The following is a 22,195-nucleotide window of genomic DNA, read 5'->3' as shown; positions in this document are numbered from 1 at the left end:
GGTGACGGAACGGGGTGTCGGTGCGGCCGGGTGCTCGTGCGGGGTCGAGCATCGACCGCACCGGCACCCGCACGCCTGGGGACACGCGAAAACCCCTGCGCTCGCCGTAGATCCGCGTCGTACGCTGACGGCCGCTGTCTGCCGAGGGAGGACACATGGGGATCCGAAGCCTGACCCGCACCGAAGCCGAGCGCCGGGGCGCGCTGGTCGCGGTCGAGCGGTACGACGTGGACGTCGATCTGACCGCGCTGCCGGACGGGGCGGAGGTCCGCTGTGTGTCCACCGTGGCGTTCACCTGTCACGAGCCGGGCGCGGAGACCTTCGTGGACTGTGCGGCCAGGGTGGTGAGCGCCACCCTCAACGGGGCCGAACTCGGTCCGGCCGAGGACGGACGGATCCACCTCCACGGCCTCGCCGGGCGCAACGTGCTGCGGGTGGAGAGCGTCCAGGCCGACACGACGACCGGCGAGGGCGTGCACAAGGCGACGGACCCCGCCGACGGCGAGGTGTACGTGTGGATGAGCTTCGAGCCGGACGAGGCCCGCTTCGTGTGGGCGTGCTTCGACCAGCCCGACCTCAAGGCCCCGCACGCCTTCACCGTCACGGCCCCGGCCGCGTGGACCGTCACCAGCAACTCCGGTGACGCGCGCGTCGAGGAGCTGGACGGGACCCGCCGCTGGACCTTCCCGGACACCCCGCCCCTGTCGACGTACAACACCGTCATCAACGCGGGTCCCTTCCACGAGGTGCGCCGCGAGACCGACGGCCACACCTTGGGCCTGTACGCCCGCCGTTCGCTCGCCGAGGTCCTCGAACGCGACGCCGACGAGATCCTCACCCTCACCCGCCAGGGCCTCGCGTTCTACGCCGAGGCCTTCGCGATGCCGTTCCCGCAGCGCCGCTACGACCAGGTGTTCGTGCCCGAGTTCGGCGGGGCGATGGAGAACTACGGCTGTGTGACCTGGTCGGACGTCTTCCTCCGCCGGGCCGAGCCGACTCCCGCCGAACACGGGCTGCTGGCACGGGTGTTGCTGCACGAGATGGCGCACATGTGGTTCGGCAACATCGTCACCATGCGCTGGTGGGACGACTTGTGGCTGAACGAGGCGTTCGCGGAGTTCGCCTGCCACTGGGCGGCCGAGCGCGCCACCCGGCACACGGACGCGTGGGCGAGCCATCTGATGATCGGCAAGATCAGCGCGTACCTGTCCGACCAGGGCCCCGCGTCGCACCCGATCCACCAGCCCATCCACGATGTCGCCGAGGCCGCGTCGATCTTCGACAACATCACGTACCCCAAGGGCGCGTCGGTCCTCCAGCAGCTCAAGACGTACGTCGGCGAAGAGAACTTCAGGACCGGCATGGCCGCGTACTTCGCTCGGCACGCGTGGGGCAACACCACGCTCCAGGACCTGATCGACGCCCTGTCCGAGGTCAGTGGCCGCGACCTGGACGCCTGGCGCACCGCCTGGCTGGAGACGGCGGGTACCGATCGCTTCTCGCTGGAGCGCGACGGTGACGCCGTCACGCTGGTGGCCGCCGAGGGCCCGCGTCCGCAGGTGCTGGCGGTGGGCGCGTACGTCGAGAACGGTGACGCGCTGGAACGCCGGGCGCTGGTGCGGGTCGAGGTGACGGAGCCCCGTACCGCGATCACCGGCCTGCCGTCCGGCGCGGACGTGCTGCTGATCAACGACGACGATCTGACGTTCGCGACGACCCGCCCGGATCCCACGACCAGGGACGCCCTCTTCCGTACGGCGGCGCGGTTGCCCACGGCCATCTCCCGGGGCGTGGCCTCGGCCACCGTGTGGGACATGCTCACGACCGGCGAGGCCACGGCGGCGGAGGCCGGGCGGTGCCTCACCTCGGTGCTGAGGGCCGAGACCTCCGACGCGGTGATCGAGCCGTACATCACCCTCGCCGCGAACGTCGCGGAGTTGTGGGCGCCGCCCGCCGAGCGCGTCGCGTTGTCGGCGGAGGTGGCGGCGGCCTGCCGGAGTCTCGCCGAGGACCCCGGCCGCCGTCAGGTCGCGTTGCGCGGGCTGGCCCGTACCGCGACGTCGGCGGACGATCTCGCCTGGCTCCGCGAACAGGCCGGTGACGACGTGGACTTGAGCTGGCGCGCGCTGGCCCGCGAGGCGGAACTGGGCGGGGACGTCGCCGCGGAGTCCGACCGGCTGCTCGCGCGTGACCCGGACCCCGACGCCTGGCTCCGTGCCCTCACCGTACGGGCGGCCCTGCCGGACGCGGACACGAAGGCGGACGTCTGGCAGCAACTGGTCGTGGACCGCACCGTCCCCATCAACTCGGTCGGCCTGGTGGCGGCCTCCTTCTGGCGTCCCGGACAGGACACGTTGCTGTCCCCCTACGCCGAGCGCTACCTGGAGGCGGTGCCGAAGCTGCACCAGGGCGGCATGATCCTCGCGATGAGCTACACGAGCCGGCTCTTCCCGCCGCACGCCATCGACGCCACGTACATCGAGCGGGCCCGGCAGGCGTCCCGGGAGGCGGTCCCGGTGGTCCGTACGACCCTCCTGGAGCGCTCGGACGAGGTGGGCCGCATGCTCCGCGCCCGGACGGTGCAGCCCTGATCCGACGTCGACTCAACGCCCCAACCGGTCGGCCAGGCAAGCGAGATAGAGCGCCATGGCCGTCCGGTACTCACGGAGCGGGCGGCCGGTGATCTGCTCGATCTTGTTCATCCGGTAGACGACGGTGTTGCGGTGGATGTGCAGGGTCTCGGCGGTACGGACGAGGTTGAAGCCGCTCTCGCACCAGGCGGTGACGGTGTCGCGCAGGGCCGGCCAGTCCGGCTGGGCGCGCAGTTCGGTGGCGGTGAGTTCCAGCAGCCGGCTGCGGGCGGACTGGCTCATCGCCGTCACCATCTGGTGGACGCGCAGGTCGGTGATCAGGTGCACGGGGTCGGAGTCCGCGAACCGGGCGCCGAGGCGCAGCGCGTCGCACGCGTCCTGGTAGGAGTCGTGCAGTCCGCCGACGGCGGTGGCCGCCTCGCCGATGCCGGCGCGGGCCGCGAGGCCGTCCTGGGCGGCGATGAGCTCGGTGACCCGTCGGCAGTCGGCGACGAGGGAGGTCGTGGAGCGTCCGGCGGGCAGCCGGTGCAGGACGCCGATCCAGCCGGGCGCCGTGGAGGCGACGATGTCCTGCGGGTCGGCGAAGAACTCCCCTACGGTGCGCAGGAGTTCGGAGCGGACCAGGGTCATGTCCCGGTTCCGGGTGCCGCCCTGCCGGCGGGGCGCGGGGTGCGGCACGGTCACCTCGAAGGCCACGGCGACCCGTCGTAGGCGCAGGTCGTAGCCGAGTTCGGCGGCGCGGAACACGAGGAAGTCGCCCTCGACGACCTGGGGGTCGTAGGACGCGATGTCGGCGAGGAGTTTCTCGGCGGCCCGCTCGGCGAGGAGCCGGGAGCGGAGCATCACGGACTCGCGGAGCAGGATCTCCGTCTGACGTTTGACGAGCAGGCCGAAGCGGCGGACCTGGGCGGGGGTGCCGGTGATGCCGACCGTGCCCACGGCCTGTCCGTTGGTGATCAGCGGGAGGGTGACTCCCGGGCGCACTCCGCGCAGTTGCTGTGCCTGGGACGCGCTGTGCGTGGCCGGTTCCTTCGTCCGTACGACGTCCACGGACGCCTCGTGGAAGCTGCCGACGCGGCTGCTGTCGCCGCTGCCGATGACGATCCCCTCGGCATCCGTGATCAGCACGTTGAAACCGATGACGGCGGAGGTGTCCCCGGCGATCTCCTGGGCGAGTGACGGGCTGAGCACGGGCTTTCCTCCCGTCGCGGGCGAGCCGGATTGGACGCACCGTACAGGCGACCGCATGAATCCGGCCACAACTTCGTACGAAGTGGACGATGACGCACGGCGCGTTGGTGCCTAGCGTTTGGGCCCAATCACTTCCCGCCGAGGGCACAGCGCGGTGAACGGCGGGTCCCTTCAGTGCCGATCCCTCAGTGCCGATACGGAAGGCCCGTGCCGATGATCCGTGTGCGCTCGCTCGTCGTGGCGTTGTCCGCGACGTTGATGTTGTCCACCGTCGCCGCCTGTGGTTCGGGCGGCGACGACGCCCCGAAGAACGTCTCCGCGAAGACCGCCGCCCTGGGCACGCTCACCCCCGGCGTCCTCAAGGTCGCCGTCCAGCCGTACGCGCCGTACACCACCGTGCGGGGCGGGAAGATCGTCGGGCTGGACGGCGACATCCTCACCTACGTCGCCAAGAAGCTGGGGCTCGAAATCAAGCCCCAGGTAACGGACTTCGCCGGCATGCTCGCCGGGGTGCAGTCCCGCCGCGTGGACATCACGATCGGCGGTGTCGCCTGGTCCGCCGACCGGCAGAAACAGGGCCTGTTCACCGATCCGCCGTACTACTCGCCCCCGGCGATGGCGGTGCGCAGCGGCAAGACCTACAAGACGCTCGCCGACCTCAAGGGCCTGAACCTCGGCACGGTCGACGGCTATGTCTGGGTCAAGTCGATCCAGGCCGTGCCCGGCGCGAAGCTGCACGCCTACCCGGACGCGAACGGCGTCTTCGACGACCTCGGCGCGGGCCGCGTCGACGTCGGCTTCCTGGACCCCCTCATCATCATCGCGGCGCAGAAACAGCGCCCTGACCTGAAGATCGCCACCGAGTACCTCACCCCGCCAACTGCCGCCGAAGTCAAGGCGAAGCCGGCGCTCCAGTACTTCCAGCCGTACCAGACGGGCTTCTATCTCCCCAAGAAGGCGACGAAGTTGGAGCGCGCGGTCTCCGCGCAGATCGACGCGATGTACCGGAACGGCGAGTTGGCGAAGCTCGTCACCAAGTACGGCGGAGATCCGGAGCAGTTCCTCACCCCCGCCGCCGATGTGGCCACCTCCCGGCGCGGTGTGGACCGGCCGAGCGACTGGACGCCGCCGTCCATCGGGAAGTGAGGCGCTGACATGTCGGGTCTCTTCCAAGTCCCCTGGTCCGACTACCGTTCCGACCTGATCGACGCGCTGTGGCGGACGATCTCGTACACGGTGGTCAGCTTCATCGGCGCGGTTCTGCTGGGGCTGGTCGTGGCGCTGCTGCGGCTCGGCAAGGCGTGGCCCGCGCGTGCCCTCGCAGCCGTCTACACGGAGCTCTTCAAGAACGTCCCGCTCCTCGCCATCATCTTCCTGACCTACTTCGGCCTGGCCTCGGCGGGCATCCGGCTGGACGTGTTCACCGCCGGGTGCCTGAGCCTCGTCGTCTTCTACGCCGCCTATCTCTCCGAGATCTTCCGCTCCGCGATCAGCGGGGTGCACGACGGGCAGACCGAGGCCGGTGAGGCGCTGGGCATCGGGAAGGCGGGGATCTTCGTCCACATCGTGCTGCCGCAGGCGGTCCGGCAGGCGCTGGCCGGCACCAACACCATGCTCGTGGACCTGCTGAAGTCCACCTCGCTGCTGGTCACGGTGTCCGCCGCGGAGTTGATGTCGGAGGGCAGGCTCATCACCTCGGCCACCTTCCGTGCGCTGGAGGTGTATCTGGTCATCTCCGCCATCTACTTCGCCCTGTGCTATCCGCTCTCCCAACTCCTCCTCCTGCTGGAACGCAAGGTCCGGGCGGGCGTCCCCCTGTCCCCCTGGCGACGGCGCAGGATGCGGGCGGCCCGGGCGCTGCTCGCCGCCGACCTCGGAGCGCACATGAAGGAGCCGGCCGTATGACCGAGCCCGTCACCACGGCGAAGGCCGACCCAACCGCCCACGCGGAAGCGGTCGTTCGGATCGAGGGACTCAGCAAGTCCTTCGACGGGCGGCTCGTGCTCGACGACGTGAGTCTTGAGGTGGGCCGCGGCCGGATCGTCAGCGTCATCGGGCAGAGCGGCGGCGGCAAGACGACGCTGATGCGCTGTGTGAACCTGCTGGAACGACCCGACCGGGGCACGGTCGAGGTCGCCGGGGAGGTGGTGCACCGCGACGGCCGTACGGTCTGCCGCGACCTGCCCGGGCTGCGCCGTACGGTCGGCATGGTCTTCCAGCGCTTCAACCTCTTCCCGCACCTCACGGCCGTGGAGAACGTCGTGGTCGCCCAACGCAAGGCCGGTGTACCGGAGTTGGAGGCCCTGGAGCGGGCCGTCGCCCTGCTGCGCCGGGTCGGCGTGGCCCATCGCGGTCTCGCCCTGCCCGACCGGCTCTCCGGCGGTGAGCAGCAACGCGTCGCCATCGCGCGGGCGTTGGCGCTGCGGCCCGAGGTGCTGCTCTTCGACGAACCCACCTCCTCCCTGGATCCGGAGGCAACCCGCGAGGTGCTGAGCGTGATGCGCGAACTGGCCGCCGACGGCATGACGATGCTGCTGGTCACCCATGAACTCCCCTTCGCCCGCGAGGTGTCCGACCGCGTCGTCTTCGTCGACGGCGGCCGGATCGTCGAGGAGGGCCGACCACAACAGGTCATCGACCACCCCGAACAGGCCCGCACCCGCGCGTTCCTGGCCGCCTACGGATCCACGTCATGACCGGGCTCGGTGGTCCGGTCGTCGTGGTCGGCGGCGGTGTCGTGGGACTGTGCACGGCCTACTACCTGGCCGAGTCCGGCCTGGAGGTGGAGCTCATCGAGCGGCGCGCGCTGGGCTCGGGGGCGTCCCGGGGCAACGCGGGCTGGGTCTGCCTCAGCCATTCGACCCCGGTCCCCGCACCCGGCGTGGTGCGCTACGCGCTCCGCTCCCTGGGCCGCCCGGACTCGCCCCTGTATCTACGACCGCTGCCCGACCCGGCGTTCGTACGGTGGCTGTGGCGGTTCTGGCGCAGCAGCACCCCGGCCGCGTTCAGAAGCGGTTACACGGCGATCGCCGAGCTGAACCGCACCACGTTCGACCTCTTCGACGGGTTGCGCGCGGCCGGAGTCGAGACGGGCCTGACCCGGCCCGGCATGGTGCACGCGTTCCTCTCCCCCGCCGAGGCCCGCCACCATCTCGCCGTCCAGCGGCAGATGGCGCACGGCCGCTACCCGATGCCGGACGACGTCGTTACCGGCGACGAGGCCCGCCTCCTCGATCCGGCGCTGTCCGAACGGGTCCGCGCGGCCTATCTCGTGGAGGGCGAGGGCGTGGTCGATCCGGAGGCGTTCGCCCGCGCCCTGGGCGAGGCGCTCACCGCCTCCGGGGTCAAGATCCACGAGAACACGGAGGCCACCGGGTTCCGTACCGAGGGCGACCGTGTCACCGCGCTGCGCACCGCGACCGGCGAGATCCCGTGCTCGGCCACCGTCATCGCGGCCGGCACGCGCTCCTCGGACCTCCTCGGCTCACTCGGTCATCCCCTGCCGTTGCAGGCCGGGAAGGGCTACAGCTTCTCGGTCGACCTGGATCCGGCACCCCGGCACACGCTGTACTTCGGCGAGCGCAGGGCCGTCGCCTCGCCGATCGGGCCCACCACCCGCATCGGCGGCACGATGGAGCTCAGCGGCAACAACAACCGCCTCGACTGGCGCCGGATCGTCGCCGTCGCGCTCGCCAGCCGGCACTATCTGGGCCGCTGGTTTGACGACCCGGACGACCTGGTGAGCCTCATCCGCGATCCCTGGGTCGGTGGGCGGCCGTTCCTGCCCGACGGGCTTCCGGTCATCGACCGTGTTCCCGGGCACGACAACGCGTTCGCGGCGACCGGACACGGCATGCTCGGCGTCACTCTGGGCCCTGTGACCGGGCATCGACTCGCCGCGTATGTGCGCACCGGCCACCGTCCGGACGCGCTCATACCGTTCCGCTTCGGCCGAGGGGCCTGGGCCTAGTCCGCCGGTGGCGTCGGCTCGGGAGCGGACCGTTCCGGGTGCGGGAAGGAGGGCTGCACACGCAGCGGCCGGGCCGCCCACGCGGGCAGGTGCCAGTTCCAGCCGCCGAACAGGGAGACGAGGGACGGGACGAGCAGCATCCGCACGATGGTCGCGTCCAGCAGGATGCCGATGCCGAGGCCGGTCGCGAGGGTCTTGAGGTCGGTGCCCGGTCCCGAGGCGAGCGCGGCGAAGGCGAGGAAGAGGATGAGTGCGGCGCTGGTGACGAGCCGGCCGGTGCGGCCGATGCCCTCGACGACGGCCTCGTCGGTCGAGAGGCCGGCGTCGTACTCCTCGCGGATGCGGGAGAGGATGAACACCTCGTAGTCCATGGACAGCCCGAACAGGAACGCGAAGATCATGATCGGGATCCAGAACGTGACGGCCCCGGTGGCGGCGATGCCGAAGATCGCGTCGGAACCGTGGCCGTCCTGCCAGAACAGCACCATCAGGCCCAGGGTCGCCGCCAGCGAGATCAGGTTCAGCAGCACCGCCTTCAGCGGCAGCAGCAGGGAGCGGAAGGCGCGTACGAGCAGGACGTACGTCAGCAACGCGATGATCGTGAGCATCAGCGGGAAGTTGCCGTAGACGGCGTGCAGGAAGTCGATCTGGGCCGCGCCGACACCGGCGACGCCGACGGCCCCGGGCAGGTGCTCGGTGACGGTCTTGACCCGTCTGACGACGTCGACGCTCTGCGAGTTCACCGTCTCGGTGTCCGGGATGACGACGACGATGCTCTGCCCGCCCTGGTTGCCCGCCGGCCCGGACGGCACGAACACGCTGCTCACGCCGTCGACCTTGGCGATCGCGGCGGCGACCGGTTTCGCCTGGTCGGTGCTGACCAGGACCTCCATCGGGGTCAGCGCGCCGGTCGGGACACCGCCGCGCTCCAGGGTCTGGAGGGTCTCGTAGGCCGGACCGCTCTTGGCCAGTGATTCCGAGGAGGCGAGGCCGATCTTGATGCCGAGGAAGACACCGACCAGGGCGGCGAGCGCGGCCAGTGCGGCGCCGGCCGCGATCCAGCGGCGCCGTACGACGGCGGCGGTCCAACGGCTCCAGAAGCGGCTCGCGCGGTTCTCGTGGCGGATCTTCGGCCAGTCGACCTTCGGCCCGATGCCGCCCAGGATCGCGGGGGTCAGGGTGAGCGTCGTCAGGACGCTCGCGAGCGGGATGAGCGCGCCGCCGTAGCCCATGCTGCGCAGGAACGGGACGGGCAGCACGACCAGGGAGAGCAGGCCGATGGCGACCGTGACCCCGCTGAACACGATCGCGTGCCCGGCGTGCTCCATCGCGACCACGACCGCCTCGTGGTTGTCCCGGCCGCGGTCGCGCTCCTCGCGCCAGCGGGTGACGAAGAGCAGCGAGTAGTCGATCGCGACGCCCAGGCCGATGAGGGCGACGAGGAACTGCACGATGAAGGACACGTCGGTCGCGTAGGTGAGCGGCAGCAGCATCACGAAGGTCGCGAGGATCGACACCGCGGCGACGAGCAGTGGCAGCAGGGCCAGGAAGGACGCGAACACGAAGGCGAGGACGGCGAGCGCGCCGACGGCTCCGAGGAGCGTCTCGCCGAGCACTCCGGGCCCGCCGCCGTCGTCGCCGCCGGAGGCGAGTGGGTCCTCGCCCGTCACGCCGACCTTCGCGCCCGCCGGCGCGGCCTTCTCGGCTGCCGCCTTGATCGGGTCCGTCAGCAGTGTCTGGCTGGGCGACGGGTTGAACCGGTAGAAGACCAGCGCGTAGGCGGTACGGTCGTCCTTCGTCCGGAACGCCTTGTCGCCGGTGTTCGCCTCGTCGATCACCCGCAGTCCCGGTGCGGCCGTGCCGGCGGCGGTGAACACGCGTCCGACGTCCGACTCGTGGCCGGTGACGGTCTGTCCGGCCGGCAGGGTGATCGCCACGAGATACGGATTGGTGTCGCCCCCGCTGCCGAAGGCTTTCTCGATCTTGTGCGCGGTCACGGTGCCTGGCTGACCGGGCAGGGAGAAGTCGATCGTCAGCCGGTCCGTGGTCCGACCGGCCAGCGCGATGCCGGCGATCAGGACCAGGCCCCAGAACGCCACCACCGCTTTGCGGTGCCGCAGAACGAATTCGGCCCACCGTCGCATGCCGGACCTTCCCGGGTCGTAGGTTGCGCGAGTCTAGCCCGCCGCCCCGTTCATCCTCTATCGGGATAATCCATCCGGTTTGATGGGATCCGGAAGCACAGAATCCGGGTTCGCGCCCCTCGGGAAGAGAGCACGGCGCAGGGCTGTTTAGCCTGTCGGCACCGAATCATCGCCGGACTCCTGAGAACGGAGCAGTCAAGGTGAACGACGCGTCGAAGGCCGACATACGCCAGGTGGCAGACGTCCCGCCGCCGACGCCCGAGACGCTGGAGCGGGTACGGCGGCATCGGCGCCACACCCTGGAGCTGCTCACCGTCTGTGCCGTCGGGCTCGTCCCCTGGACCGTCCTGCTTGCGGTGACGCTGCCGTCCGGCTACGAGGTCCACCAGTGGCGGACGACCTGGGTCGGGTTCGACGTCCTCCTCGTGCTCGCGATGGCGGCCACCGCGCTGCTCGGCTGGCGGCGGCACCGGGGGGTCATCGTGGCGGCGATCTTCTCGGCGGCGCTGTTGATCTGCGACGCGTGGTTCGACGTGTCGCTCGCCTTCGGCACCTCGGACGTCTGGTCGGCCGCGGCCCTCGCGGTCTTCGCCGAACTGCCCCTGGCCGGCTATCTGATCCACCGGGTCATGGCGATGATCTCGCTCGCGCGCTGGCCGAACGTGGAAGCCGGCACCAGGCTCACCCAATAGCGGTATTTGCCTCTCGGGCAACGGTGAGGTTTTCGCAACTCCCCTTTGTTCCCGATGACTTCGTTCGGAAATTCTCAGGGCTGAAGTTGGTCGCCATGGAGAGCGGCGAGGTGGCAAGGCCTCGGCGCGCGGCATGGAGGATGTCATGCCCGAGATGTATTTCGATGTGCGCTGGCCCGACGGTCTGACCCAGCGCTGTTATTCCCCCTCCACGATAGTCGAGGACTACTTCACCCCGGGCGGTGAATACGAACTCGCCGAATTCGTCGAGCGCAGTCGCACCGCCCTCGGTATCGCCGGGGAACGGGTGAAGGAGAAGTTCGGCTTCCACTGCACCGGCGCCTCCGACCAACTGGCGCGCATAGAACGGACGGCCGCCGCCTACGGCGACGTCGGCGGCGCCAAGGTCACGGTCGAGTCGCTCCTCGGCGCCGACGGGAGTCCGCGATGAGCCCGGCTGTACGGCTGCCCGGCGCGCACTTCCCGGTGGCCGTGGTCGGTGGTGGTCAGGCGGGACTCTCCGTCAGCCACGAACTGCGCGAACGAGGTATCGACCACGCGGTCGTCGAGGCCCACCGGGTCGGACACGAGTGGCGCGAGCGCCGCTGGGACTCCTTCTGTCTGGTGACCCCCAACTGGCAGTGCAGGCTGCCCGGTTACCCCTACCGGGGCGACGACCCCGACGGGTTCATGGTCCGCGCCGACATCGTGCGCTACCTGGAGGGCTACGTGGCCCGCTTCCGCCCGCCGCTGGTCGAGGGCGTGACGGTCACGAGGCTGCGGCGCGCCCCGGGCGGGGTCTTCGAACTCACCACCACCGAAGGGGACTTCACCGCCGACCAGGTGGTGATCGCCACCGGCCCCTACCACACCCCTTCCCTGCCCTCGATGGCCCAACGACTGCCCCACTCCCTCACCCAGGTCCACTCCTCCCGCTACCGCAACGCCGCCCAACTCCCGCCGGGCGCCGTCCTGGTGGTCGGCACCGGCCAGTCCGGCTGCCAGATAGCGGAGGACCTGCACCTCGCCGGACGCCAGGTCCACCTGGCCGTCGGCAGCGCGCCGCGCGTGGCCCGCTTCTACCGCGGCCGTGACTGTGTGGCCTGGCTCGACGACATGGGCCACTACGCGAAGAGCATCGACGACTTCGACGACGCAGGCGCGGTCCGGATGCGCGTCAACCACTACGTCACCGGACGCGACGGAGGCCGCGACATCGACCTGCGCGCCTTCGCCCGCGACGGCATGCGCCTCTACGGCCGGCTCACCGAAGTCGGCGGCAGCGCACTGGAGTTCGCGGACGACCTCAAGCTGAACCTCGACCACGCGGACGCCGTGGCGGAGGGCATCAAGGACGCCATCGACGCCCACATCACCGCCCAGGGCATCGCGGCACCGGACGAGCCCCGCTACCTGCCCGTGTGGGAACCGGACGAGCAGCCGCGCGAACTGGACCTGGTCCAGGCCGATATCACGTCCGTCGTCTGGTCGACCGGGTTCCGCCGCGACCACCGCTGGATCGAGGCACCGGTCTTCGACGGCCGCGGCTACCCGATGCACTGGCGCGGCGCCACCAGCGTCCCCGGCCTGTACTTCCTGGGCCTGCCCTGGCAGCACTCGTGGGGTTCGGGACGCTTCGAAGCGGTGGGCAGGGACGCCGAGTTCCTCGCGAACCACATCGAGGCATCCCGCCGCCTCGCCGACGTCTGCGGCACCCTCACCGGCGCCCCCACCGAACTCGCCTCCGCGCTCCCGATCGGCTGAGGAAGAGGAACGGGAAACCCCATGGTCTACGACGCACACCGCCACATCGGCGTCCTGCCCGCCTACCCCTTCTACGGCGGCCCGCCGGTCAACCCCGACACCACCGCCCGCGCCACCGTCAAGCAACTCGTGGCCGACCTGGACGCGGAGGGCACCGAACGCGCCCTGGTCATCCCGAACTACGGCGTGCCCGACCCCGCGATCGCCTTCTCCTTCAACGAGTTGGCGATCGAGGCCGCCCAGACCGACGACCGCATCCGGGCCGGACTGTGGGTCTCCCCGCGCCCCGAGGACGAGCAACGCACCGCCCAGGCGCTGGAGTTGGCGGGCGAGCGGGGCGTGAAGGCGCTCAAGCTGAGCTTCCTGCTCGGCGGCCGTCCGACCGACCCGGCCTGCCGCCCGCACCTCGACCGCATCTTCGCCGTGGCGGCCCGGCACGGGCTGGTGGTGCACGTCCACACCTCCCCCGGTGCCGCCTCCGACATCGACGAGGTCGGCCACCTGGTCGACTGGTACGCCGATCAAGTCCCCGTCCATCTCGTGCACTTCGGCGGCGGGATGAGCGGCCACATCAAGCTCGCCGGTTCCCGGTTCTTCGACTGGATCACCGCCGGCAAGCACGTCTACACCGACCTCTCCTGGGCCATCGGTTTCACTCCCCGCTGGCTGGCCCGGGAGATCGAGCACCGCGGCACTGGCCACGACCGGGTGCTCTTCGCCAGCGACCAGCCGTGGGGCGACTTCACGGGCGAGTACGCCCGCCTCGCCGAAGCGACCGGCGGCGGCGAACTCGGCGACCTGGTCTTCAGGGACACGTTCGCCGCGCTCTACGACTGACCCATTTCCCCTCTCCAGTCCGGCACGCACAAGGAGACAGCCATGTCCGAAACCGTCGAACTCAGCGAGATCGAGCAGCAGTCCCTCAATGAGATCCCCCACCCGTCCCTCCCGGACGGCACCAGCATCTACGGCGCCACAAAGGTGTTCCCCGACTACAAGGCCGAGGACGGCGAGACGTACTTCACGCTCGTCCACGGCATCGCCCACGAGTCGTCGGTCTCCTTCGTCGCCGTCCTCCAGGCGACCCGCGCGCTGCGCAAGGGCTTCGAGACGGCCATCTACTTCTACGGCCCCGGCTCCCTCAACTGCCTTGCCACCCGCGGTTTCCCGACCACCGGCAACTCGGCCTTCCCCGGCGAGCACAACATCAACAACCAGCTCAAGACGTTCATCTCCGAGGGCGGCAAGGTCTTCTGCTGCCGCTTCGGCCTCTCCCTGCACGGCGCCCGCGAGGAGGATCTCATCGAGGGCGTCATCCCGACCCACCCCCTGGACGTCCAGGACGCGCTGATCCACTACGCGCGCAAGGGCGCCATCATCAACTCCACCTACCAGCTGTAAGGGGGCCGCTGTGAGCGTTGGCACCGAATCGACGAGTACGGCGGTGGATGTGCGCATCCTGACCCGAGCCGAACTCGCCCTGCACGGCGTCGCGTTGGACGCCCCCGTACGGCGGCCCGACGGCGCGGGTCCGAGCGGCGACGGTCACTTCCTGATCGGGCACGGTCTCGTCGGCGGTGCCAACGCCGCGCTGCCCACCAACCCCGCCAGCCCCTACCGTGTCCGCGACGGCAGCGTGTGGCTGGGCGAGCAGGACACCGGGCTCGCCCTGACCGCCGTGAGCCGTCCGAAGTTCTACGATCTCACCACCGCCGACGGCATCCCCTACGAGCACATCGCCCGCCTCCACGGCGCCGATGTCCTCGCCACCACCGTCGTCCAGACTTGCATCCGCTACGCCGAGTCCGACCGCTGCCGCTTCTGCACCATCGAGGAGTCCCTGCGCTCGGGCGCGGCGGTCGCCGCCAAGACGCCGGCGCAACTCGCCCAAGTCGCTGAGGCGGCGGTGCGGTTGGACGGGATCAAGCAGATGGTCATGACCACGGGCACGACGACCGGCCCCGACCGGGGCGCGCGCAATCTCGTCCGCTCCGTGCGCGCGGTCCTCGAAGCGGTGCCCGGCCTGCCGATCCAGGTGCAGTGCGAACCGCCCGGCGACCCCGCCTGGATCCGTGAACTGCACGACGCCGGGGCCACCGCGATCGGCATCCATGTCGAGTCCCTCGACGAGAAGGTGCGACGGCGCTGGATGCCGGGCAAGTCGACCGTCCCCATGGCCGAGTACGAGGCCGCGTGGGACGAGGCGGTGCGGGTCTTCGGGCCGAACCGTGTCTCCACGTATCTGCTCGTCGGACTCGGCGAGGATCCGCACGAACTCATCGCGGGTGCGGGCGAGTTGATCGACCGAGGGGTGTACCCGTTCGTCGTCCCGTTCCGCCCGATGGCCGGCACGCTCGCCGCCCGCGACGGTATCCCGGCACCGAGCGCCGAACTCCTGACGTACGTCACCGAGGGCGTCGCGGCCAAGCTGCGGGCCGCCGGGATGAACGGCGCCGACCAGAAAGCGGGCTGCGCGGCCTGCGGGGCGTGCAGTGTGCTGCGCACGGCGGGCGGGTGACGGGCGTGTACCTCGACGGCTCCACGACACCGTTCGCGGCGGACGGGCCGGTGGACATCCTGGCGCTCCTCGGCGACCGCAGCACGCTCGCCCGCCGCCCCGCGTTCCACATCGAACAGGCCACCGGCGCGGCCGAGTTGACCGCCTACCGACGGCTGCGCACGGAGACCTTCGTCCACGAACAGGGGCTCTTCAGCGGCGACGACCTCGACGACCGTGACGCCGACGACCGCACCGTCGTACTGGTAGCCCGCGCCCCGGACGACACCGTGATCGGCGGGGTGCGGCTGGGCCCGGTGGACGACGGCCCGGACCTCGGCTGGTGGCAGGGGGGCCGACTGGTCGTCGCCCCAAAGGCGCGCGGTCCGCGCGGAGTTGGCGCGGCGCTGGTCCGGTCGGCCTGCGCACGGGCGGAGGCCGAGGGCGCACTGCGCTTCGACGCGACCGTGCAGACCCGCAACGAGGTGCTGTTCCGGCGGCTCGGCTGGCAGTCGGTGCGGGCCACGGCAGTCGTCGGCACCCCGCACGTCCTGATGCGGTGGCCCATCGACCGAATAGCGGCCCAAGTAACGGCCACGAAAGCCGCGTTGGGCCCCCTGCTCGCCGCACTCCCCGCCCCGCCCGGCTACGTCGGCGACGACGGCGCGCCCGTCCCCGGCACCGACATGATCGCCGCGTGCGACGCGATCGTGCCGTCGATGGTCGAACGGGACCCGGAGTGGGCGGGCTGGTGCGCGGTCCTGGTGAACGTCAACGACCTTGCCGCGATGGGCGCTTCACCGGTCGGGCTGCTCGACGCGGTCGGCGCGCGCGACGCGGCGCACGCCGCGCTGGTCCTCGCCGGACTGACCCGGGCCGCGCGGGCCTACGGCGTCCCGGTGCTCGGCGGGCACACCCAACTCGGCGTCCCCGCCGCCCTGTCGGTGACCGCCCTCGGCCGCACCGACCGGCCGGTCCCCGGTGGCGGCGGACGCCCAGGACACGTTGTACGGCTCACGGCCGACCTCGGCGGCGGCTGGCGCGCGGGCTACCGGGGCCGCCAGTGGGACTCGACGACCTGTCGTCGTACGGACGAACTCCGCACGATGACAAGGGCGGTGGCCGTGGGACGGCCGGCCGCCGCGAAGGACGTGTCGATGGCCGGGATCGCCGGGACGCTGGGGATGCTCGCCGAGGCGAGTGGCTGTGGGGCCGTGCTCGATGTGGCCGCCGTGCCCCGTCCGGCGGGTGCGTCCACGGGCGACTGGCTGACCTGTTTCCCGGGCTTCGGGATGCTCACCGCCGACGAGCCCGACGCGGCGGCGCTGCCCGCCGGGCCCGCGACAGGCGCCGTGTGCGGGGAGTTGACGGCCGGGCAAGGGGTCGGGCTGCGCTGGCCCGACGGAGAGATCACCGAGGCGGTCACCTCGACGGTGACCGGAATGGGGACGGCATGAGCACGCTGCGGATGGCGGCCGTGGCCGCCGAGTTCGGCCGCGACCTGGAAGAGGACTTCGCGATCGCCGAACGGCTGATCAAGGAGGCCGGTGAGCAGGGAGTGCGGCTTCTCGCGCTGCCGGAGGCGTGCCTGGGCGGCTATCTCCTCAGCCTCGACGACGACAGCGCACTGGACGAGGGCCCGCCCGCACTCGCCCTCGACGGCCCGGAGATCCGCCGACTCGCCGCCCTGGCCGGGGAGTTGACGGTCGTCGCCGGATACTGCGAAGCCGCCGGGGACGGACGCCAGTACAACAGCGTCGTCTGCGTCAGCGGTGACGGCGTCCTCGGCAACCACCGCAAGGTCCACCAACCCCTCAGCGAGGACGCCAGCTACGCGTCCGGCGACCGCTTCCACGCCTTCGACACACCGGTCGGCCGCATCGGCATGATGATCTGCTACGACAAGGCGTTCCCGGAGTCGGCGCGGGCCCTGGCGCTGGACGGCGCCGAGATCGGGGTGTGTGTGTCGGCGTGGCCGGGCGCGCGGACGAACGCGAGCGCGGACCTGGAGAAGGACCGCTGGAAGCGGCGTTTCGACCTGTTCGACCGGGCCCGCGCGCTGGAGAACCAGATCGTGTGGCTGTCCGCCAACCAGGCGGGGACCTTCGGGTCGCTACGCTTCGTGGGCAGTGCCAAGGTCGTCGACCCGGGCGGTGAGATCCTCGCCGACACGGGCGTGACGGCCGGCATCGCCGTCGCCGAACTCGACGTCGCACAGGCCCTGGAGACCGCCCGCCGGTCGATGGGACACCTGCGCGACCGGCGGCCCGAGACCTACGGACCAGCCCCGGGAGCAGTCACCGTATGAGCACCATCCGGATCGCGGCCGCGGCCGCCCACTTCGGCCGCGACCTGGAGTTCGACCTGGCCCGCGTCGGCAAACTCGTCGACGACGCCCGCGGCCACGGCGCCGGGCTGCTGGTGCTGCCCGACGCCACCCTCGGCGGCTACCTCGCCGACCTCCGCGACCCCGACCCCCGGGCCCTGCCCCCGGCCCTCAAGCCGGACGACCCGCTGATCCTCCAAGTCGCCCGGCTGGCGGCCGAGATGGTGGTGTGCGTCGGGTACTGCGAGGACGGCGGGACCGAGCGCTACAACGCGGCGGTCTGCGTCAGCGGCGACGGCGTCCTCGGCCGGCACCGCAAGGTCCACCTCCCGGCGGGCGAGGTCGCCGCGTACACGGCGGGCGACCGCTTCGATGCCTTCGACACCCCGGTCGGCCGCCTGGGCATGCTCATCGACTACGACAAGACGTTCCCGGAGTCGGCCCGTTCACTGGCCCTGGACGGCGCCGAGATCCTCGCCTGCCTGTCCGCCTGGCCCACCAGCATCACCAACCGCGCCCCGCGCATGGCCCAGGACCGCCAGGCCCGGCTCTTCGACCTCTACGACCAGTCCCGCGCCGCCGAGAACCAGGTCGTCCTCGCCTCCTCGAACCAGACCGGCGCGATGGGCGGCATGCGCTTCCTCGGCCAGGCCAAGGTCGTCGGGCCCGGCGGCGACATCCTCGCCCGCACCTGGTCCAAGGCCGGGCTCGCCGTCGCCGAGATCGACGTGGCCGCCGAGACCGACCGGGCCCGCCGTGTCCTGCGCCACCTCGACGAACGCCGCCCCGACGCCTACCGGGAGTCCCGTACGTGAAGATCGCCCTGCTCAGCTACTCCACCCGGCCGCGCGGTGGGGTCGTCCACACCCTCGCCCTCGCGGAGGCCCTCGCGGCGCTGGGCGAGGACGTCACGGTGTGGACCCTGGGCCGGGGCGGCGACGCGGGCTTCTTCCGCCCAGTGAACCCGGCGGTACGGGTCGAGATCGTGCCCTTCCCGGACGGCCCGCCCGGCGAGACGGTCGGCGCCCGCATCCTGCGCTCCATCACCGTCCTCCGCACCGCCTTCGACCCCACGCCCTACGACGTCGTCCACGCCCAGGACTGCATCAGCGCCAACGCGGCCGGCCGCTGCGTCCGCACGGTCCACCACCTCGACCACTTCACCACCCCCGAACTGGCCACCTGCCACGAGCGCGCGATCGTCGAGCCGTACGCCCATGTGTGCGTGTCGGGGTCGGTCGCGCGGGAACTGTCCGGCGGGTGGGGCATCGACGCGCAGGTGATCCCCAACGGGGTCGCCTACGACCGTTTCGCCACCACCGACCCTGCCGCGAGGGCGAGTTGGCGATCCCGCCTCGGCCCCTACATCCTCACCGTCGGCGGCATCGAACCCCGCAAGGGCTCACTGGACCTGCTGGAGGCCTACGCCCTGCTGCGCGCCGAACGTCCCGAGGTCCGGCTGGTGATCGCGGGCGGCGAGACGCTCTTCGACTACCGCGACTACCGGGCGAGCTGGGAGGCGCGGGCCACCGAACTCGCCGTGGAACCAGTCGTGTTGGGGCAGGTCGACGAAGGTGAACTGCCGTCCCTGGTCGCGGCGGCGGACGTGTTCGCGTTCCCCTCCCTGAAGGAGGGTTTCGGGCTCGCCGCGATGGAGGCGCTGGCGGCGGGTGTTCCGTTGGTCGTGCGGGATCTGCCCGTGCTGCGTGAGGTGTTCGGGCCCGCCGCACGTTTCGGGGCCACCCCCGAGGAGCTGGCCGCCGAGCTCGGTCACGCCCTCGCCGCCGAGGATCCGACGCGACGATCGGCCGGGCGGGAGCTGGCCGCCCGGCACACCTGGGACACCGCGGCCCGTAGCCATCTCGACTTCTACCGCTCCCTCAACTCACCTGTCTGAGCACGGGCGTTGACACCGTGTGCGATCCGCGTCACGGTGAGGTCCCCGTAGCGCTCGGAGGTCGCCCATGGCTCCGCCCCCGTCCGATGCCGGCCTCGTCGAACGCGTACGGGTGCTCCAACCCCTGCTCCGCGAGCGCGCGTTGCGCACCGAGCAGGAGCGAAGGGTGACGGAGGACGTGGTGTCGGCGCTGACGGACGCCGGGGTGTACCGGATGAACGTCCCCCGGCGGTACGGGGGTTACCAGAGCCGGCTGAGCACACAGGTCGAGGTCTTGGGCGAGATCGCCGCCGGGTGCGGTTCGACCGGCTTCATGGCCCTGATCCAGGCGGGGTGTTCGTTCATCGCCGCGCTCTTCCCGGACGAGGCCCAGGACGAGATCTTCACCGGTCCGGACGTGCGGATCGGCGGCACGCTCGTCCCGGACGCCGTGGCGGTCGCCGCGGAGGGTGGCTATGTCCTCAACGGCACTTCGGGCTTCGCCACCGGCTGCCAGAACGCCGACTGGCATCTGCTGACGGCCCGGGCCGCGTCCGAGGGCGGCCCGCCCGAACTGCTCTGGACAGCAGTGCCGATGGCCGATCTCGAGATCCTCGACGACTGGTATGTGTCCGGGCTGGCGGGGAGCGGCAGCAACAGCGTCGTCGCACGGGACGTGTTCGTGCCCGCGCACCGCGTCCTGCCCGTCGGGCCCCTGCTGGCAGGCGAGTTCGCCTCGAAGGCCAACGCCGGCGACCTCTTCTACCGGATGCCGGTCCTGCTGCTGTTCTGCGCCTGGACGGCACCGAACGCGCTGGGTCTGGCCCGGGCGGCCCTCGCGGAGTTCACCGAGCGCATCCACCGGCGGGGCATCACCTACACCTTCCACGAGCGGCAGTACGAGGCGGGCGTCACCCATCTCCAGGTCGCCGAGGCGGCGTTGAAGATCTCCTGCGCCGAACTGCTCACCGCCGATTTCGTCGCGCGGATCGAGGCAGCGGCGGAGAGCGGCGTGTCGTACACGCAGGCGGAGCGGGCCAGGATCCGGGCGCAGAGCGGCTATACGACTCGGCTGTGCAAGGAGGCCGTGGATCTGCTGTCCTCCGCCTCGGGAGCCTCGTCCCTCCACCGGGACGTCCCCGTCCAGCGAGCCGTACGCGATCTGCACGCGCTGAGCCTGCACTCGTTCGTCAACCCGACCACCAACCTGGAGCTCTACGGCCGGGTCCTCTCCGGGCTGGACGCGGGCACGCCGTTCCTCTGACGGCTCAGCCCAGGGTCGCCAACCAGGCTGCGGTGTCGCGGGGTTGGGCGAACCGGAGTGTGGTGAGCGGAGCGAAGCGTGGGTCGTTCGTACGGCGCTCGATCTCGGCGCGCCTGCCCGCGTGCTGGGACCACGCCCACCACGCCGGGTGCTCCCGGCTGAACCACCCGGCCCAGGTCTCCCTGTTGCCGCCGAAGACGCTCTCGCGGGTGACCGTGCGCCGCAGTGAGCGGCGCAGGACGCGCGGCATGATCACGCGTTTCGTGTAGTCCAGCCAGATCACCGTGTCGGCCGACTCCCAGAGCAGATCGCGGACTTCGGGCGAGCCGATCGAGTCGATGATCCAGCCGGGTGCGGAGGTGAGCCGCAGCACGTCGTCGGTCAGGCGCTCGTTGACGGCCCAGTCGGGGCCGATGAAGTACAGGGCGTCCATCTCGTGGTACGGCAGTTTCAACCGTTCGCCCACGTCTCGGGCGAGCGTGGACTTGCCCGCGCCCGTCGCCCCGACCACCAAGATCCGCTCCATCCCCGCACCTTAACTACGATGTGCCGAGCCCGCCGATCATTAACAGGAGCAGCACCATGAGCAGTCCGCGCCACGCCCACGCCTCCCTCGACGGGCTGGTGATCGGGGACGCCTTCGGTGACGGCTGGTTCACCCGCTCCGACGAACCCGCCGAGGAGCTGTGGGCCGCACGGGAGTTGCGCCCCGTGCCGTGGTTGTGGACGGACGACTCGGCCATGGCGTTCGTGCTGTTCGCCCATCTGGTGGCCCACGGCGAGGTCCGACCGGATGTGCTGGCACGGGAGTTCGCCGCCGAGTACGAGCGGGAGCCGGGGCGGAAGTACGGCCCGTCCATGCACAGCGTGCTGCGCCGCGTCGGCGCGGGTGAGGACTGGCGGGCGGTCACCACCGGACAGTTCGGCGGACAGGGGTCCTACGGCAACGGTGCCGCGATGCGGATCGCGCCGCTGGGCGCCTGGTTCCGGGACGATCTCACGGTCGCCGCCGAGCAGGCCAGGCTGTCCGCGCTGACCACCCACGCCCACCCGGAGGCCGTCGCCGGGGCGGTTGCCGTGGCGGTCGCCGCCGCGCTCGCGGCCGCCGGGGAGGGCCAACCGACCGCGCCCCGCGCCGAGTTCCTGCGGGAGGTCGCCTCGCACGTGCCGGAGAGCGATGTCCGCTCCGGCCTGCTGGTCGCGGCGAACTTCTCCGAGCGGACGTCGGTACGGCACGCGGCGTCCGTGCTGGGCTCGGGCACGCTCATCTCGGCTCCGGACACCGTGCCGTTCGCCCTGTGGTCCGCCGCCGGGCATCCGGACGACCTGCCCGAGGCGCTGTGGCAGACCGTCGCCGGGTGGGGCGACCGGGACACCGCCTGCGCGATCGTGGGAGGTGTCGTCGCGGCCCGCACCGGCACGGGCGGCGTCCCGTCCGCCTGGCGGGAGGCGTGCGAGGCGATCCCCGCGTGGAGCGGCTGGGACTCGCTCGCGGCGGCCGACCAGGGCAGCGAGTAGAGCGGGCGGCGGCCTCGTGGATGTGGTCCATGCTCGGGCTCTGCACACCGCTCATGATCCCGGTCGGCGCCGTCCGGTCACCTTCGACGCGGGGAGTCGGCCGGCTTTCGAGGTGCCGGTGAGAGTGTCGTCCTCGACGGTGACCGCGAAGGTCAGGTTCAGGCGCAGCGGCTTGGTGACCGCCTGGTTCCAGGTGATCCGGTCGCCGTCGACGACGACGTCCCGGAGGGGGACCTCCTCGCCCGTGCCGTGCGCGATGCCGGTGAACTGCGCGCCCTCCCGGCGCAGTTCGACGACGGGCTTGATGCGGCCGACGGGTGTGGCGATGGTCAGGTCCCAGACGCCTTCGATGGACATGAGTG

The 22,195-nt window shown here is 71.2% G+C and carries 21 protein-coding genes; 17 read left to right on the top strand and 4 right to left on the bottom strand.

Features of this window, described 5'->3' with window-relative positions; genetic code table 11:
- Positions 1–155 precede the first annotated feature (155 nt).
- A complete protein-coding gene (gene pepN, locus ACIRRY_RS37760; protein WP_403982131.1) occupies positions 156–2,591 on the top strand; it encodes an aminopeptidase N in 2,436 nt (811 codons plus the stop codon).
- Between the two features lie 12 nt (positions 2,592–2,603).
- On the opposite strand, the gene ACIRRY_RS37755 is transcribed toward pepN, so the two are convergent.
- On the bottom strand, positions 2,604–3,782 hold the full coding sequence (locus ACIRRY_RS37755; protein ID WP_403982128.1) for a CdaR family transcriptional regulator: 1,179 nt from the start codon (positions 3,780–3,782) through the stop codon (positions 2,604–2,606).
- A gap of 213 nt (positions 3,783–3,995) precedes the next feature.
- Between ACIRRY_RS37755 and ACIRRY_RS37750 the strand changes: the two genes are divergently transcribed.
- Genes ACIRRY_RS37750 through ACIRRY_RS37735 form a run of 4 tightly spaced genes read left to right on the top strand, consistent with a single transcriptional unit; the run spans position 3,996 to position 7,752 of the window.
- A complete protein-coding gene (locus ACIRRY_RS37750) occupies positions 3,996–4,928 on the top strand; it encodes a substrate-binding periplasmic protein (RefSeq protein ID WP_403982513.1) in 933 nt (310 codons plus the stop codon).
- Positions 4,929–4,937: 9 nt separating this feature from the next.
- Positions 4,938–5,687 (top strand): amino acid ABC transporter permease, encoded by a 750-nt coding sequence (locus ACIRRY_RS37745; RefSeq protein ID WP_403982125.1) that lies wholly within the window; start codon positions 4,938–4,940, stop codon positions 5,685–5,687.
- On the top strand, positions 5,684–6,478 hold the full coding sequence (locus ACIRRY_RS37740; RefSeq protein WP_403982122.1) for an amino acid ABC transporter ATP-binding protein: 795 nt from the start codon (positions 5,684–5,686) through the stop codon (positions 6,476–6,478). The genes ACIRRY_RS37745 and ACIRRY_RS37740 overlap by 4 nt, the downstream gene beginning before the upstream one ends.
- Positions 6,475–7,752, top strand: coding sequence for an NAD(P)/FAD-dependent oxidoreductase (locus ACIRRY_RS37735; protein ID WP_403982120.1), 1,278 nt, complete (start codon positions 6,475–6,477; stop codon positions 7,750–7,752). Before ACIRRY_RS37740 ends, ACIRRY_RS37735 begins: the two co-directional genes overlap by 4 nt.
- Here the strand turns inward: ACIRRY_RS37735 and ACIRRY_RS37730 are convergent.
- Positions 7,749–9,896 (bottom strand): MMPL family transporter, encoded by a 2,148-nt coding sequence (locus ACIRRY_RS37730; protein ID WP_403982118.1) that lies wholly within the window; start codon positions 9,894–9,896, stop codon positions 7,749–7,751. The genes ACIRRY_RS37735 and ACIRRY_RS37730 overlap by 4 nt on opposite strands.
- 200 nt (positions 9,897–10,096) lie before the next feature.
- On the opposite strand from ACIRRY_RS37730, the gene ACIRRY_RS37725 reads away from it, so the two are divergent.
- The 11 genes from ACIRRY_RS37725 (at position 10,097) to ACIRRY_RS37675 (ending at position 20,315) form a co-directional block, all read left to right on the top strand.
- Positions 10,097–10,588, top strand: a complete 492-nt coding sequence (locus tag ACIRRY_RS37725) for a hypothetical protein (protein WP_403982116.1) — start codon at positions 10,097–10,099, stop codon at positions 10,586–10,588.
- Positions 10,589–10,733: 145 nt separating this feature from the next.
- Positions 10,734–11,039 (top strand): MSMEG_0570 family nitrogen starvation response protein, encoded by a 306-nt coding sequence (locus ACIRRY_RS37720; protein WP_403982114.1) that lies wholly within the window; start codon positions 10,734–10,736, stop codon positions 11,037–11,039.
- Positions 11,036–12,352, top strand: coding sequence for an MSMEG_0569 family flavin-dependent oxidoreductase (locus ACIRRY_RS37715; protein WP_403982111.1), 1,317 nt, complete (start codon positions 11,036–11,038; stop codon positions 12,350–12,352). The genes ACIRRY_RS37720 and ACIRRY_RS37715 overlap by 4 nt, the downstream gene beginning before the upstream one ends.
- Before the next feature lie 21 nt (positions 12,353–12,373).
- The gene (locus ACIRRY_RS37710) at positions 12,374–13,189 is read left to right on the top strand and encodes an amidohydrolase family protein (RefSeq protein ID WP_403982109.1); all 816 of its coding nucleotides are present in this window, start codon (positions 12,374–12,376) and stop codon (positions 13,187–13,189) included.
- 42 nt (positions 13,190–13,231) lie between these two features.
- Entirely contained in the window at positions 13,232–13,753 is a 522-nt protein-coding gene (locus ACIRRY_RS37705) for an MSMEG_0572/Sll0783 family nitrogen starvation response protein (RefSeq protein WP_403982106.1), read from the top strand.
- 10 nt (positions 13,754–13,763) lie between these two features.
- Positions 13,764–14,870 carry an MSMEG_0568 family radical SAM protein gene (locus tag ACIRRY_RS37700; protein ID WP_403982103.1) on the top strand — a complete coding sequence of 369 codons (1,107 nt, stop codon included), beginning with the start codon at positions 13,764–13,766 and terminating at the stop codon, positions 14,868–14,870.
- Positions 14,867–16,306: an MSMEG_0567/sll0787 family protein gene (locus ACIRRY_RS37695; protein WP_403982101.1), complete on the top strand. Its 1,440-nt coding sequence runs from the start codon at positions 14,867–14,869 to the stop codon at positions 16,304–16,306. Before ACIRRY_RS37700 ends, ACIRRY_RS37695 begins: the two co-directional genes overlap by 4 nt.
- Positions 16,303–17,157 carry a carbon-nitrogen hydrolase family protein gene (locus ACIRRY_RS37690; protein ID WP_403982099.1) on the top strand — a complete coding sequence of 285 codons (855 nt, stop codon included), beginning with the start codon at positions 16,303–16,305 and terminating at the stop codon, positions 17,155–17,157. The genes ACIRRY_RS37695 and ACIRRY_RS37690 overlap by 4 nt, the downstream gene beginning before the upstream one ends.
- Positions 17,154–17,990 (top strand): carbon-nitrogen hydrolase family protein, encoded by an 837-nt coding sequence (locus tag ACIRRY_RS37685; protein ID WP_403982096.1) that lies wholly within the window; start codon positions 17,154–17,156, stop codon positions 17,988–17,990. Before ACIRRY_RS37690 ends, ACIRRY_RS37685 begins: the two co-directional genes overlap by 4 nt.
- Positions 17,987–19,072 carry an MSMEG_0565 family glycosyltransferase gene (locus ACIRRY_RS37680; RefSeq protein WP_403982093.1) on the top strand — a complete coding sequence of 362 codons (1,086 nt, stop codon included), beginning with the start codon at positions 17,987–17,989 and terminating at the stop codon, positions 19,070–19,072. The genes ACIRRY_RS37685 and ACIRRY_RS37680 overlap by 4 nt, the downstream gene beginning before the upstream one ends.
- 67 nt (positions 19,073–19,139) lie before the next feature.
- Entirely contained in the window at positions 19,140–20,315 is a 1,176-nt protein-coding gene (locus ACIRRY_RS37675) for an acyl-CoA dehydrogenase family protein (protein WP_403982091.1), read from the top strand.
- A 4-nt stretch (positions 20,316–20,319) separates the two neighbouring features.
- Here ACIRRY_RS37675 and ACIRRY_RS37670 read toward each other — a convergent pair whose 3' ends face one another.
- Positions 20,320–20,841 (bottom strand): adenylate kinase, encoded by a 522-nt coding sequence (locus ACIRRY_RS37670; RefSeq protein WP_403982087.1) that lies wholly within the window; start codon positions 20,839–20,841, stop codon positions 20,320–20,322.
- Between the two features lie 56 nt (positions 20,842–20,897).
- Here ACIRRY_RS37670 and ACIRRY_RS37665 point away from each other — a divergent pair, with 56 nt between their 5' ends.
- On the top strand, positions 20,898–21,833 hold the full coding sequence (locus tag ACIRRY_RS37665) for an ADP-ribosylglycohydrolase family protein (protein ID WP_403982085.1): 936 nt from the start codon (positions 20,898–20,900) through the stop codon (positions 21,831–21,833).
- Between the two features lie 51 nt (positions 21,834–21,884).
- On the opposite strand, the gene ACIRRY_RS37660 is transcribed toward ACIRRY_RS37665, so the two are convergent.
- Positions 21,885–22,190 (bottom strand): hypothetical protein, encoded by a 306-nt coding sequence (locus ACIRRY_RS37660; RefSeq protein WP_403982083.1) that lies wholly within the window; start codon positions 22,188–22,190, stop codon positions 21,885–21,887.
- Positions 22,191–22,195: the final 5 nt, after the last annotated feature.

It is taken from the genome of Streptomyces sp. NPDC101776 (assembly GCF_044766845.1).
Classification (GTDB): Bacteria; Actinomycetota; Actinomycetes; order Streptomycetales; family Streptomycetaceae; genus Streptomyces.
The sequence above is the reverse complement of the archived record's forward strand: the minus strand, read 5'-3'. Positions and strand labels throughout refer to the sequence as shown.